Source organism: Cellulomonas sp. P5_C6 (genome assembly GCF_054049635.1).
This window is the reverse complement of the sequence record NZ_JBFULZ010000108.1, coordinates 1-13,654: the sequence shown is the minus strand read 5'-3', so window position 1 is coordinate 13,654 and position 13,654 is coordinate 1. Positions and strand designations below refer to the sequence as shown.

General features: G+C 74.4%; 12 protein-coding genes and 2 pseudogenes. 11 read left to right on the top strand and 3 right to left on the bottom strand.

The window, feature by feature from the left end; all coding sequences use genetic code 11:
* Positions 1–1,021 (bottom strand): annotated as a pseudogene (locus ACXJKG_RS13070) (hypothetical protein); the annotation flags it as partial.
* A 118-nt stretch (positions 1,022–1,139) separates the two neighbouring features.
* Entirely contained in the window at positions 1,140–1,493 is a 354-nt protein-coding gene (locus tag ACXJKG_RS13065) for a winged helix-turn-helix transcriptional regulator (RefSeq protein ID WP_456846189.1), read from the bottom strand.
* 143 nt (positions 1,494–1,636) lie between these two features.
* Here ACXJKG_RS13065 and ACXJKG_RS13060 point away from each other — a divergent pair, with 143 nt between their 5' ends.
* The 5 genes from ACXJKG_RS13060 to ACXJKG_RS13040 all read left to right on the top strand — a co-directional run bounded on the left by ACXJKG_RS13060 (position 1,637) and on the right by ACXJKG_RS13040 (position 6,366).
* Complete coding sequence (locus tag ACXJKG_RS13060; protein ID WP_456846188.1) at positions 1,637–2,494, top strand: SDR family oxidoreductase; 858 nt, start codon at positions 1,637–1,639, stop codon at positions 2,492–2,494.
* A 92-nt stretch (positions 2,495–2,586) separates the two neighbouring features.
* Positions 2,587–4,233: an ABC-F family ATP-binding cassette domain-containing protein gene (locus tag ACXJKG_RS13055; RefSeq protein WP_456846187.1), complete on the top strand. Its 1,647-nt coding sequence runs from the start codon at positions 2,587–2,589 to the stop codon at positions 4,231–4,233.
* A 35-nt stretch (positions 4,234–4,268) separates the two neighbouring features.
* Positions 4,269–4,730, top strand: a complete 462-nt coding sequence (locus ACXJKG_RS13050) for a hypothetical protein (protein ID WP_456846186.1) — start codon at positions 4,269–4,271, stop codon at positions 4,728–4,730.
* Between the two features lie 97 nt (positions 4,731–4,827).
* Entirely contained in the window at positions 4,828–5,940 is a 1,113-nt protein-coding gene (locus ACXJKG_RS13045; RefSeq protein WP_456846185.1) for a Gfo/Idh/MocA family protein, read from the top strand.
* A 69-nt stretch (positions 5,941–6,009) separates the two neighbouring features.
* Entirely contained in the window at positions 6,010–6,366 is a 357-nt protein-coding gene (locus ACXJKG_RS13040) for a nuclear transport factor 2 family protein (protein ID WP_456846184.1), read from the top strand.
* Between the two features lie 53 nt (positions 6,367–6,419).
* On the opposite strand, the gene ACXJKG_RS13035 is transcribed toward ACXJKG_RS13040, so the two are convergent.
* Complete coding sequence (locus tag ACXJKG_RS13035; RefSeq protein WP_456846183.1) at positions 6,420–6,830, bottom strand: ATP-binding protein; 411 nt, start codon at positions 6,828–6,830, stop codon at positions 6,420–6,422.
* A 147-nt stretch (positions 6,831–6,977) separates the two neighbouring features.
* On the opposite strand from ACXJKG_RS13035, the gene ACXJKG_RS13030 reads away from it, so the two are divergent.
* The 6 genes and pseudogenes from ACXJKG_RS13030 to ACXJKG_RS13005 all read left to right on the top strand — a co-directional run.
* The gene (locus tag ACXJKG_RS13030; protein ID WP_456846182.1) at positions 6,978–8,072 is read left to right on the top strand and encodes a VIT1/CCC1 transporter family protein; all 1,095 of its coding nucleotides are present in this window, start codon (positions 6,978–6,980) and stop codon (positions 8,070–8,072) included.
* Between the two features lie 65 nt (positions 8,073–8,137).
* Entirely contained in the window at positions 8,138–8,956 is an 819-nt protein-coding gene (locus ACXJKG_RS13025) for an ABC transporter ATP-binding protein (protein WP_456846181.1), read from the top strand.
* 34 nt (positions 8,957–8,990) lie between these two features.
* Complete coding sequence (locus ACXJKG_RS13020) at positions 8,991–9,974, top strand: ABC transporter substrate-binding protein (protein ID WP_456846180.1); 984 nt, start codon at positions 8,991–8,993, stop codon at positions 9,972–9,974.
* Between the two features lie 26 nt (positions 9,975–10,000).
* Positions 10,001–12,124, top strand: a complete 2,124-nt coding sequence (locus ACXJKG_RS13015) for an iron ABC transporter permease (protein WP_456846179.1) — start codon at positions 10,001–10,003, stop codon at positions 12,122–12,124.
* Between the two features lie 47 nt (positions 12,125–12,171).
* Positions 12,172–13,113 carry a siderophore-interacting protein gene (locus ACXJKG_RS13010; RefSeq protein WP_456846178.1) on the top strand — a complete coding sequence of 314 codons (942 nt, stop codon included), beginning with the start codon at positions 12,172–12,174 and terminating at the stop codon, positions 13,111–13,113.
* 84 nt (positions 13,114–13,197) lie between these two features.
* A pseudogene (locus tag ACXJKG_RS13005) lies at positions 13,198–13,654 on the top strand (hypothetical protein); the annotation flags it as partial.

Genomic DNA, 13,654 nt, shown 5'->3' with positions numbered 1-13,654 from the left:
GAACGGCGTCGACGACCGGCTCGGTGCGGACCGTGGCGACGGCCGGCGGCGCGACCTGCGCAGGCGCAGGTGGCGGCGGGGGCTTCTCGTCGCTGACCACGATCGGGTGGGTGCGCTGGGCGAGCCGCGCGGCGAGCGTCGGGAGGGGAGCGACGGGTGCGGCGACGGCGGGCCCCGGGGTCGACGGGGCGACGGCCGAGTCGGGTAGCGCCGAGGTCGCGGTGACCGGCGCGGTGTGAACCCGGGCGGCTGCCGGGGCCACGGGTGCGTCGGCGCTCGGGTTTGCGGGCACCGCCGGCGGCGTCCGCGGCGCGGCCGGGGCGGCGACGACCGGGACCCACGACGACGGCCCGGCAGGCGGGAGGGCCACGGCGACCCGCGGAGTGACGGGCACAGAAGGAGCGACGGGCACAGAAGGAGCGACGGGCACGGAGGGAGCGGCGGGCCGAGGTGCGTCCACGGGGCCGGGCGCGGCTGGGCGGGCGATCACCGGGACGCGGACGGGCAGCACCGGCGCCGTCGGGGTGGGTGCCGCGGCGGGCCGCGAGACCGGCGGGGCGACAGACCCAGTGACGGGGGGAGCGGCGACAGGTCCGACCGACCGCGCGGCCGTCGCCTCCCCAGCCGTGGCCCCAGTGCCGGTGTGCGACTGCAGGCGCACCGACGGGCGCCCACCGAAGGCGGCGGCGGGCAGGATGCCGCCGGAGGCGACGGGCGGCTCGGGGGCGCGTCCGGCAGCCCGGTCCCCGAACGACGCGGCGGGCGCCAGCACGGGCATCGCGGCCCGGTGCGGCTGGGGGATGTCGAGGAGCGTCGCCGCGTGGCCGGCGCCGAGCGCCCGCCAGCGGGGCGGGGTGCCTCCGTCGTGGCGGAGCCGAGGATCGCGGTGCAGGAGCTGCTCGACCTCGGCGGTGGTGAACCCCGCCAGGCCGGCGCGGGCGAGGTCCTGCGTCAGCTCGTGGGCGGTCTGCTGCGGTCGGGCGCTGAGGGCGGCGTGCACGGCGTCGCTGGGTGTGGACACGGCCGCCTTCCTCGATGTCGATCCGCGGGGGAGCGTCGAGAGACCGCCGCTCACCTGTGTTGTCGGCATCGGGGCGGCCGGAGTTCAGTCGCCGGCGCGAACTTGTGTGAGGCCCGCGTCACCCGGTGGCGGACAGCCCGGGGGTGCCGACGATGTCGTCGGCGTTGTCGATGATCCACACCATCAGCGGCAGCAGCCGGGCGACCAGCTCGGACCCCCGCGGCGTCAGGGAGTAGTCGACGCGCGGCGGCACGCTGCCGGTCACCTCGCGGTGCACGATGCCGTCGGCCTCGAGGGTCCGCAGGGTCTGCGCGAGCATCTTCTCGCTGATGCCCTCGACCACCCGGCGCAGCTCGCCCCAGCGCATCGTGCGCTCCGACAGGGCGACGAGCAGCAGCACACCCCACTTGCTGGTGACGTGGTCGAGCACCACGCGGGACGGGCACGCGGCGGGGAGAACCCCGTCGGTCATCAGGCGATCCAGCGCGCTGACCTCATTGCTTACCGGCACGTGCGTACCTTACGCCGAAGTGGGTACCTGTTCCAGGGAAGGTTGCGGGAGCGACCACAGTTGCGGCCGACGAGAAGAACGCCCGCTCTGGAGAGGAACCACCCATGTCCGTCGTCGTCACCGGCGCCACCGGCCACCTCGGCCGTCTCGTCGTCACGCACCTCCTCGCCGGCGGCCTGCCGGCCGACCAGATCGTCGCGACCGGGCGCCGCACCGACCGCCTCGCCGGGCTGGCCGAGAGCGGCGTCCGGACAGCGGTCGTCGACTTCGACGACCGGGCCTCGATCGACGCCGCGCTCGCGGGGGCCGAGACCGTCCTGCTGGTCTCCGGGAGCGTGCCCGGGCGCCGCGTGGCCCAGCACGGCGCCGTCATCGACGCGGCCAAGGCCGCGGGCGCACGCCGCGTCGTCTACACCAGCGCGCCGCACGCCGACACGACCTCGCTGGTGCTCGCACCCGACCACAAGGCGACGGAGGAGCTGCTGCGCGCCTCGGGCCTCGCGTTCACGATCCTGCGCGACAACTGGTACACGGAGAACTACGTCGGCGCGGTCGAGCAGGCGCGCACGACGGGCGTCCTGGTGACCAGCGCGGGGGACGGCCGGGTGGCGAGCGCGTCCCGCGACGACTACGCGGCCGCCGCGGCCGCCGTGCTGGTGGGCGACGGCCACGACGACCGCGTCTACGAGCTGAGCGGCGACGTGGCCTGGACGTTCGACGAGCTGGCCGCCGCGGCGTCCGAGGTGCTGGGCACGCCGGTCGTCGCCACGCAGGTCTCCTTCGACGAGCACCGCGCGATCCTGGTCGAGGCGGGTCTCGACGAGGGCACCGCCGGATTCGTCGCGACGATGGACGCCGACATCCGCCGCGGCGACCTCGCGGACGCGACCGCGGACCTGCGCACGCTGATCGGCCGGCCGACGACGCCGCTGGTCGACGGGCTGCGCGCGGCGCTCGCCTGAGCGGGGCGGGACACAGCCGGCGGGAATGAGGAGGTGCGCGGGCCCCTGGTCCGCGTACCTTCGCAGTCCCGTCGAGCAAGGAGAATGACCGCATGACAGCGACCGTCCAGGCCAAGGGTGTGGGGGCCGGGTTCGGCGATCGCGAGCTGTTCTCGGGCGTCGACCTCGTCGTCGCCCCCGGCGACGTGATCGGGCTCGTCGGACCCAACGGCGCCGGCAAGTCGACGCTGCTGCAGATCCTGGGTGGCCGCCGCCAGCCGGATGCCGGGAGCGTGTCGGTGTCGCCTGCGCACGCCCAGCTCGGGTTCCTGGCCCAGGAGATCGAGCGGGTCGAGGGCGAGTCGGTCCGTGCCCACCTCGAGCGGCGGACGGGCGTCGCGCCCGCACAGCTGGCCCTGGACGATGCGGCCGAGGCGCTCGGTGCGGGGGAGCCGGGCGCCGAGGACGTGTTCTCCGAGGCGCTCGAGCGCTGGCTCTCGCTCGGCGGCGCCGACCTCGAGGCCCGGCTCGGCACGGTGGCCGACGACCTCGGCCTGACCGTCGACCTCGACCACCCGATGACGGCGCTGTCGGGCGGCCAGGCGGCCCGGGTCGGTCTGGCCGCGCTGCTGCTCTCGCGCTACGACCTGTACCTGCTCGACGAGCCGACCAACGACCTCGACGCCGCCGGCCTGGACCGGCTCGAGGAGTTCGTCGACCGGTCGGAAGCCGCGATCGTCGTCGTGAGCCACGACCGCGAGTTCCTCAGCCGGACCGTGACGGCCGTCGTCGAGATCGACCGGAGCCTGCAGCGCGTCTCCACCTACGGCGGCAGCTACGACTCCTACCTGGAGGAGCGCTCGATCGCCCGACGCCGTGCCCGGGAGGCGTACGAGGGGTACGCGTCGCGGCTCGACGCCCTCAACGCGCGGGCCCGGATGCAGCGCGCGTGGATGGAGAAGGGCGTGCGCAACGCCCGGCGCAAGGCGACGGACAACGACAAGCACGTCAAGCACCACCGGGGCGAGACCTCGGAGAAGCAGGCCGCCAAGGCTCGCCAGACGGACAAGATGATCGCGCGGCTGGACGTCGTCGAGGAGCCGCGCAAGGAGTGGCAGCTGCAGATGACGATCGCCGCCGCGGGCCGGTCGGGGGCCGTCGTGGCGGTCGCCCGGCACGCGGTCGTGACCCGGGGGACGTTCACGCTCGGCCCGGTCGACCTGCAGCTCGACTGGAAGGACCGGGTCGCCGTGACCGGGCCGAACGGCTCGGGCAAGTCGACGCTGCTGGCCCTGCTCCTCGGTCGGCTGCTGCCCACGTCGGGCGCGGTGGACCTGGGCTCGGGTGTGCTGGTCGGCGAGGTCGACCAGGCGCGCCGGGCGTTCGAGGGCGACGAGCCTCTGGTCGACGCGTTCGCGCGTGAGGTCCCCGACTGGCCCACCGCCGACGTCCGCACGCTGCTGGCCAAGTTCGGGCTCGGCGGCCACCACATCCACCGGCCGGCCTCGTCCCAGTCACCCGGCGAACGGACCCGGGCCGCCCTCGCGCTCCTGCAGGCCCGCGGGGTCAACCTGCTGGTGCTGGACGAGCCGACCAACCACCTGGACCTGCCGGCGATCGAGCAGCTGGAGTCCGYGCTCGACAGCTTCGACGGGACGATCCTGCTGGTCACGCACGATCGCCGGATGCTCGAGACCGTCCGGCTGACCCGCCGCTGGCACGTCGAGGACGGGCAGGTCAGCGAGGTCACCCCCGACTGAGGGGAGTGTCGGACCCTCGCTCTAGCGTCGTCGGCATGCGCAGCGACTTCGACTTCCTGCACGGCGCGTGGACGGTGCACAACCGCCGGCTCCGCGACGTCACGGATCCCGACGGCACCGAGTGGATCGAGTTCGACGCCCGCAGCACGTGCGAGCCGGTGCTCGACGGCGGCAACGTCGACCGGATGTACGTGACCGGCTCACCGATCGGCGCGTTCGAGGGGTTCACGCTCCGGCTGTTCTCCCCCGACGAGGGCGTGTGGCGGATCTGGTGGAGCTCGGACCGGGCGCCTGGAGTGCTCGACGAGCCCGTGGTGGGCTCGTTCGTCGACGGGCGCGGCACGTTTCGGTGCGTGCAGCGCATCCGGGACGCCGACGTCGAGGTGCAGTTCGAGTGGCTGACCGGGGACCCGCGACGGCCGGTCTGGCAGCAGTCGTTCTCCCGCGACGGCGGTGCGACCTGGGCGATGAACTGGGAGATGGTCTTCAGTCGCTGACGGTCGTCCGCGCGGAACGACGTCGACCAGGCGACGTCCGGCCAGGTTGTCGGGTTGACTGCGGGGGACGCATCCACCCGACTCGCGAGGACGACTCATGACCCAGCAGGCACCCATCCGGTTCGGTGTGGTCGGCAGCGGGTGGCGGGCGGAGTTCTTCGTCCGCATGGCCCGCCTGATGCCGGACCGGTTCCAGGTCACCGGCGTGGTCACGCGGTCGGCCGAGCGAGGCGCCGAGGTCGAGGCGTCGTGGGGCGTGCCGACCGTCCGGACGATCGAGGAGCTGGTCACGGGGGCCGTCCCGGACGGCGGCACCGACCGGCCCGAGTTCGTCGTGGTCTCGACTCCGTGGCCGGTGACCCCGGACGCGATCCGTGAGCTCGTGGAGCTCGGCATCCCGGTGCTGGCCGAGACCCCGCCCGCGCCGGACGCCGACGGGCTGCGGGACCTGTGGGCCGACGTCGGCTCGTCTGGCCTGGTGCAGGTGGCCGAGCACAGCCCGGCGATGCCCTCGCACGCCGCCCGGATCGCGGTCGTCGAGAGCGGTCTGATCGGGGCGCCGACGAGCGTACAGATCTCGTCGACGCATCTGTACCACGCGGTCGGGCTCATCCGGCGGCTGCTCGACGCGGGGCGCGGGGAGGTCGAGGTCCGGGCCTCGGTGTTCACCGCACCGCTTATCGGCCCCCTCGCCCGCGACGGCTGGACGGGTGCGACCGAGCCCGCGGACGCGTGGAACATCCTCGCGACGCTCGACTTCGGCGGCGGCCGCAGCGGGCTGTACGACTTCACGGACAACCAGTGGCACAACCCGCTGCGCACCAACCGGATCGTCATCCGCGGCTCGCACGGCGAGATCGTCGACGACACCGTGACGCGCTGGGTCGACGAGCGGACCGTCCTCAGCTCGACGATCGTCCGCCGGGTCACGGGGCTCGAGCAGAACCTCGACGGGTTCGACCTGGAGCACCTGAGCCTCGACGGCGGCGTGCTCTACCGGAACGCGTTCCAGGGTGCCCGGCTGGCCGACGACGACATCGCCGTGGCTTCCCTGCTCGACGCGACCGGGGCGTGGGTGCGCGGCGACGGCCCGGCGCCGTACCCGCTGGCCGACGGCTGCCAGGACCACCTGCTGGGCCTGGCCATCGAGGAGGCGGGCCGCACCGGGTTCACCGTCCGGACCGACCGCGAGGCCTGGGCCGACGCGTAGCCGACCTGTTGCCCGGCCGGGGCGCCCCGCCTACGTTGCGTGGACGATCAGTTGACCTGAGGAGATGCCGTGGGCGACCCGTTGGACTCCCTGATGCGCGCCAACCTGCTGGAGGTCTTCGGCGAGCGCGACCCGGACCGCAGGTCCGACGCGATCCGCCGGACCTATTCGCCGGATGTCGTCTTCGTCGATGCCGAGGGCGAGACCCGCGGCCATGACGCGTTGCACGCCAAGGCCCAGGCGATCCTCGACGGCGCGCCAGGTTTCGCGTTCCGGCCGTCGGGGGAGATCTACCAGGTGGGGGACCTGGGCTACCTCGCGTGGGAGCTCGGTCCGGCCGGTGGGCCGCCGGTGGTCAGCGGGGTCGACATGGGGTTCGTCCGCGACGGTCGCCTGGCACAGGTCTACACGGTCGTCTTCCGGTGACCGGAGACTGACCGGAGGCTGACGGGAGGGCGACCGGAGACTGACCGGAGGCGTCAGCGGCCGAAGCGGTCCAGCTCGCTCGCGTCGTCGTGCCGCAGCTCGAACCACACGGCCTTGACCGCGTCGCCGTCCTTCTCCTCGACGGTGCCCCAGCTGGACGCCAGCCGGTCGACGAACATCACGCCGCGCCCGCCCGGGGCGTTCGGCGGGGGGTTCCGGACCACGGGCACCTCGCGGACGCCGTCGGTGACCTCGACGCGCGTGCGCTCGTGGTCGACGTGCACGCGCAGGGTGACGGGCGGGTCGGCGTGCGCGACGGCGTTGGTCACCAGCTCGCTGACCAGCAGGACCAGCAGCTCGAGGCGACCGTCGTCGACCCCGGCCTCGCTCAGTCGCTCCCGCGCCCAGTGCCTGGCGGGCGCGATCGCGGAGAGCGCGGGCGCCACCGGCGTCTCGRCATACATCGGGAGCCTCCCGGAGCGTGGAACGGGCACGAAAGCCACGATGGCCTTCCGTCGGTTCCCGCCACGGTTCTGCACAACCGATGATTCGGCAACCTGAACACCCCTCTGAAGCCCGATCCGCCCGCGCGCGGCTGCGACCATGGACCAGTGCCGACCACCTCTCCCCCCCGTCAGCAGCCCTCCCGGGCCCAGGTCCGCCGGTGGCGGAAGTACCTCGCCGACGAGCGCGCCGAGGCCGCCGTCTACCGCGACATCGCCTCCCGACGCACGGGTGAGGAGCGGGACATCCTGCTCGCGCTGGCCGAGGCCGAGGGCCGGCACGAGCAGCACTGGCTCGACCTGCTGGGCGACGACGTGGGCCGGCCCCTGCGCGGCGACTTCCGCACGCGCACCCTCGGGTTCCTGGCCCGCCGGTTCGGCTCGGTGTTCGTGCTGGCCCTCGCGCAGCGGGCCGAGGCGCGGTCCGGGTACGAGGACGACGAGGACGCCACGCCGGCGATGGCGGCCGACGAGGCCATCCACGAGGAGGTCGTGCGCGGCCTGGCCACCCGGGGCCGCAACCGGATCTCGGGTACGTTCCGCGCCGCGGTCTTCGGCGCCAACGACGGCCTGGTGAGCAACCTGGCGCTGGTGCTCGGCATCGGCGCCAGCGGCGCGTCGACCGCGACGGTGCTGCTCACGGGCCTGGCGGGCCTGCTCGCGGGCGCGCTGTCGATGGGCGCCGGCGAGTACGTGTCGGTGCGGTCGCAGCGCGAGCTGCTCGAGGCGTCGCGGCCCGGGCAGGCCGCCCGCGCCGCGCTGCCGCACCTCGACGTCGACGCCAACGAGCTGGCGCTGGTCTACCGGGCCCGGGGCATGGACACGGAGGAGGCTCAGGCGCGGGCCGACGAGGTGCTGGCATCGCTGGACCAGGCCGACGCGCTGGCCGACCCGGACGTCGACGAGGAGGTCGACGAGCACGAGTCCGTCGGCACGGCCGTCGGCGCCTCGGCTGCGAGCTTCTGCTTCTTCGCGTCGGGTGCGGCGATCCCCGTCCTGCCGTACCTGCTGGGCGCGGAGGGGCTCGTCGCCGTCGCCTGGGCGGCGTTCCTGGTCGGGCTCGCGCTGCTGGCCACGGGCGCGACGGTCGGCGTGCTGTCCGGGGCATCGCCCGCCAAGCGCGCGCTGCGTCAGCTGGCCATCGGCTACGGCGCCGCGGCCGCCACGTACCTGCTGGGCCTGGCGTTCGGCGGGGTCGTGTAGCCGTGTCCGTTCAGCATCCGGATGAGGTTTGGCAATCCTTAGTTAGTTGAGGCTAACCTGACCTCGTGACCACCCCGGCGGCCCTGCGCGGCGACCACCTGACGCTCGCGTACCACGGCACCGTCGTCGTGACATCGGCCGACCTGCGCCTGCTGCCGGGCCAGGTCACGGCGCTCATCGGCCCCAACGGCTCGGGCAAGTCGACGCTGCTCCGCGCCCTCGCGCGGCTGCACACCCCGGACAGCGGGACCGTCAGCCTCCCGGACGTCCCCGACGCGCACACGCTGTCCGCCAAGGACTTCGCGCGGCGCGTGACCCTCCTGTCGCAGTCGCGGCCGACTCCGTCGGGGGTCAGCGTCCGGGACGTCGTCGGCTACGGCCGGCACCCCTACCGCGGGCGGTGGCGGCAGGACGCCGACGGGCCGCGCGCGATCGCCTGGGCCATGGAGGTCACCGGCGTCGCCGCCATGGCGGATCGCGGCGTCGACGAGCTGTCCGGCGGCGAGCTCCAGCGCGTGTGGCTGGCCACCTGCCTCGCGCAGGACACCCGCGTGCTGCTGCTCGACGAGCCGACGACCTACCTCGACCTCCGGTACCAGGTCGAGATCCTCGACCTGGTGCGGGACCTGGCCGACGACCACGGCGTGGCCGTCGGCGTCGTCCTGCACGACCTCGACCAGGCCGCGGCCGTCGCCGACCACGTGGTGCTGCTGCGCCGTGGCGTGGTGGTCGGCTCCGGTCTGCCGCACGAGGTGCTCACCGCCGACGCGCTCACCGAGACGTACGGCATCCGCATCGAGGTGGCGCGCGACGAGCGCACCGGCCGCGTGCGCACCCGACCCGTCGGGAAGCACACGCACCGGTCCCACCTGACCACCGTCTAGCACGCCCTGTTCACCGACCTCAGAGGACACTCCTGTGCGCACGCTGACCTTCCCTGCCCTGCTGGCCGGCGCAGCCCTGCTGCTCGCCGCCTGCGGCACCACCGAGGAGGCCGCGGGCGCCGCGCCCTCCGAGTCGGCCGCCGCCACCGGCGCGCCGATCTCGATCACCGACGACCGCGGGACCGTCGAGCTCGACGCGCCCGCGACCAAGGTCGTCTCGCTCGAGTGGGGCCTCACGGAGAACCTGCTGACGCTCGGCGTCACCCCGGTCGGCGCGGCCGACGTGACGGGCTACAACACGTGGGACACCGTCGTGCCGCTGGACGCGTCGACGCCCGACGTCGGCTTCCGTGGGGAGCCGTCGCTCGACGCCATCGCGGCGCTCGACCCCGACCTGGTCGTCACCACGACGGACCTCCCGGTCGAGGTCATCGCGCAGATCGAGGCCGAGTACCCGGTCATCGCGCTCCGCGGCTCGGACGCGACCGACCCGATCGGCAAGATGCGCAGCACGCTGGAGATCCTGGGCGAGGCAACCGGCACCTCGGACAAGGCGGAGGCGGCGCTCGCGGTCTTCGACGCCAAGGTCGACGAGGCCAAGGCGACGCTCGAGGAGGCCGGCAAGGCCGGTGCCGCCTTCACGTTCGCCGACGGCTGGGTGGCCGACGGCGCCGTCTCCATCCGCATGTACACGCCCGGCTCCTTCCTCGGCGGCGTCGCCGGCCTGCTCGGTCTGCAGAACGCGTGGACCGGCGAGGGCGACCCCGACTACGGCCTCGCGCAGACCGACGTCGAGGGCCTGACCGGCCTGGGAGACCTCCACTTCCTCTACGTCGGCAACGACACCGACGGCGGCGACGCCTTCCAGGACGGGCTGACCGGCAACGCGATCTGGGAGCAGCTGCCGTTCGTCGTCGCGGGGACCACGACCCGCCTGCCCGACGGCATCTGGATGTTCGGCGGCCCGCAGTCGGGCGCCGCGTTCATCGACGCCGCCGTCGCCGCCATCACCGCCTGAGCTCGGGTCCCCGGGAGTCCGCCGCCATGAGCGTGGATGCACCGACGAGTGCAGGCGTCACGTCCGCGGATCCTGCCGTCGTGCCCGCTCCGCGGGAGCCGGCCGGCCGGGCGCGACCCGGGCGGATCGCGGGCGTGTTCGTCGTCGCGATCGCCGTCGTCGTCGTGCTGGCGGCCGTCGACCTCACGCTCGGCACGTCGCACGTCGGGCTGGGGGACCTCCTGGGCCTTCTCACGGGCTCGAGCGACGACGAGACCCTCGCGGTGCTCGTCGGGTCGCGCGCGCCGCGGGTGCTCGCGGGGCTGCTGGTCGGGGTCGCGCTCGGCATGTCCGGCAGCGCGCTGCAGTCGGTCGCGCGCAACCCCCTGGCCTCGCCCGACACCCTGGCCGTCAACGCCGGGGCGTACTTCACCGTGGTCCTCGCCGCCGTGACCGGGTTCGCGCTGCCGTTCGCGGTGAGCGGCGCGCTGGCGTTCGTCGGTGGGCTCGCGGCCGCCGCGCTGGTGCTGGCCATCGCGCGCGGCGGGGCCGAGGGGTCGACCCGGCTGGTGCTGGCGGGGTCGGCGACCATGCTCGCGCTCTCGTCGGTGACGATCCTGCTGATGATCCTGTTCGCGCAGGAGACGCAAGGGATGTTCGCGTGGGGCGAGGGCTCGATCGTCCAGTCCGGCACCACGAAGGTGCTGCAGGCGGCGCCGGCGGTGCTGCTCGCCGGGACCGTTCTCGTCCTGTGGGCGCGGCGGCTCGACGTCCTGGCGCTCGGCGACGACACCGCGTCCGTGCTGGGCCTCGACGTCCGGCGCACCCGCGTGGTCACGGTGCTGCTCGCGGTCCTGCTGGCCGCGCTCGCGGTGACGGTGGCCGGGCCCGTCGGGTTCGTCGGGCTCTGCGCGCCGGTCATCGCGAAGCTGGTCGCCGGCCGGGTACCGGGCCTCGCGCGCCACCGGCTGCTGCTGCCCCTCGCGGCGCTGACCGGCTGCATCGTGGTGCTCGCCGCGGACGTGCTGCTGCGTCTGGCGGTGCCKGGCGTCGCCGGCGTCGCCGTCCCGACCGGCGTCGTCACCACGCTGTTCGGCGCGGCGATCATGGTCTGGCTCGCGCGCCGGCTGCGCGACTCCGGCCCGGCGCGCAGCACCGCCGCGGTCGGCGCGCACCCCGCGTCCCGGCGGCGTGTCGCGCTCGTCGTCGGCACCCTCGTCGTCGCCGTGGTGGCCGCGCTCGTCGCCGGCTTCCTGCTGGGCGACCGAGTGCTGCTGATGGGGGACGTCGCGAACTGGTTCGCGGGGGTCAGCGGCCGGCAGGTCAGCTTCGTCCTCGACCAGCGCACCCCGCGCGTGCTCGCCGCGCTGCTGGCCGGCGCAGCCCTCGGGCTCGCGGGCACCACGGTTCAGGCGGTCGCGCGCAACCCGCTGGCCGATCCCGGCCTGCTCGGCATCACGGGCGGCGCCGGCGTCGGTGCGGTGCTGGCCCTCGTGCTGGTCCCCGGGACGACCATCTGGGTCGTCTCCGCCGCCGCCTGCGTCGGCGCGCTCACCACGTTCGCGCTGGTCTACGGCCTGGCGAACCGTCGCGGGCTCAGTTCGGACAGGCTGGTGCTCGTCGGCATCGGCGTCTCGGCCGTGGCCACGTCGCTCATCACGCTGATCGTCGTGCTGACCAGCCCGTACAACACGACGATGGTGCTGACCTGGCTGTCGGGCTCGACCTACGGGCGGACCGCCGCGCAGGTGTGGCCGGTGGCGGTCGCGCTGCTGGTCCTCACCCCGCTCGTGCTGCGCTGGCGCCGCGACCTCGACGTGCTCGCGGTCGACGACGACGTGGCCCGCGTGCTCGGCGTGCAGCTCGAACGGACCCGCCTCGGGGTGCTCGTGGTGACCGCCCTGCTCACGGCCGTGGCGGTGTCCGCGATCGGCGTCGTCGGCTTCGTGGGGCTGATGGCCCCGCACCTGGCCCGCTCGCTCGTCGGCTCGTCGCACGTCCGCGTGATCCCGGTGGCCGCCCTGCTGGGTGCGCTGCTGGTCAGCGTCGCCGACACCCTGGGCCGCACGGTCATCGCCCCCGCGCAGATCCCGGCCGGCCTGCTCACGGCCATGATCGGCGCCCCGTACTTCATCGCCCTGCTGTGGCGGACCCGAAGGAGCGCACTGTGACGAACGCCCGGGTGAGGACAGCCTCACCTTCCCTTACCCTGGACGACGTGACCGTGTCAGTCGAGGCCCCCGCGCTGCCCTTCCGCATGTTCGCCGTGCAGGTGGCCGCGGTGCAGAGCATGTGCCCGAGCGTGCTGCGCGTGACGTTCACCGGGGACGACCTGGACCGCTTCGCGGACAACGGCTTCGACCAGCGGATCAAGTTCTTCCTGCCGCTGGCGGACGCCTCGTACGACGAGCTGCTCAGCCTGTCGGGCAGCGACGACTGGTACGGCCGCTGGCGTGCCATGCCCGACGACCGCCGCCACCCGATCCGCACCTACACGGCCCGGGGTGTCCGCCAGGACCGCCGCGAGGTCGACGTCGACATCGTGCTGCACGGTGACCTCGGCCCGGCCTCCCGCTGGGCGCTGTCCGCGGCCCCCGGCGACGACCTGGTGATCCTGGGCCCCAACGCCGAGGCCGCCGGCCCGCACGGCGGCGTCGACTTCGTCCCGCCGCCCCACACCGACCGCCTGCTGATCGCCGGCGACGAGACCGCGCTGCCGGCCATCGCGGGGATCCTCGAGCGGCTGCCCGCCGACGCGCGCGGCGAGGCCCTCATCGAGATGCCGCTGTCGGGCGACCGCCTGCCGCTGGCCGCCCCGGACGGCGTGACTGTCCGGTGGTACGGCCGCGACGGCCGGCCGCACGGCGAGATGCTCGTCCCGGCGGTCCAGTCCGCGGCCGCCCGACTCCTGCCCGGGCAGGCGCCCGCGCCGGACGTCGAGCTGGAGGACGTGGACATCGACGAGGGCCTGCTCTGGGAGGTCCCCGTCGACGCGTCCGGTGCGCCCCTGCGGGCCGACGCCGCGCTCTACGCCTGGCTCGCCGGCGAGGCCGCCGTGATCAAGACCCTGCGCCGGCACCTTGTCGCCGAGTGCGGCGTCGACCGCAAGGCCGTGGCGTTCATGGGCTACTGGCGGGCGGGCCGGTCCGAGGCGAGCTGACCGTTCCGGTCACGCACTCCACCCTTGCCGCGGACGCCCGGCCGACGGACACTGAGCAGACCCTTTCGGTCGGAGGTGCTCGACGTGCGCGACGACTCCACGTTCCCCGACGTTCTTCCGGTGCTCGCTGTCGGGCAGCATCGGGACCCCCGCGACGGGGGCTGCCTCATGGAGTGGGTGAGCCTGCTCGCCGGTGAGCGCTGGAGCGATCGCCCCGCGTGCACCCATCCGCTCCTCGCCCACCTCGCTCGCGTGGTCAACGACCGCGTCAGCGACGCGTCCCGCCCTGCGCTCATGCACCTGCTGCCGATGCTCACCGGTGCTCGGAGCGACGACCGGTCGTGGTCGCTGGAGATCGCCGCGGTCACCGTGCGGCACGCCCTGCGGCGGGCCGGTGCCCAGGACGGGCGCGAGCTCGCGGTCGCCCTGCTGACGCTGGACCGGCTGCTCGGGCCGACGGACGGGCGCGCACCGGCCGAGAGGCGCGCGACGACCACCGAGGCGCTCGGGACCGTCCCGGCGGCCACCGCGTGGGCCGAGG

Excerpts from the sequence above, each read along its gene's own strand:
- ACXJKG_RS13065 (WP_456846189.1), bottom strand. The coding sequence starts at position 1,493 with ATGACCGACGGGGTTCTCCCCGCCGCGTGCCCGTCCCGCGTGGTGCTC.
- ACXJKG_RS13060 (WP_456846188.1), top strand. The coding sequence starts at position 1,637 with ATGTCCGTCGTCGTCACCGGCGCCACCGGCCACCTCGGCCGTCTCGTC.
- ACXJKG_RS13045 (WP_456846185.1), top strand. The coding sequence starts at position 4,828 with ATGACCCAGCAGGCACCCATCCGGTTCGGTGTGGTCGGCAGCGGGTGG.
- ACXJKG_RS13050 (WP_456846186.1), top strand. The coding sequence starts at position 4,269 with ATGCGCAGCGACTTCGACTTCCTGCACGGCGCGTGGACGGTGCACAAC.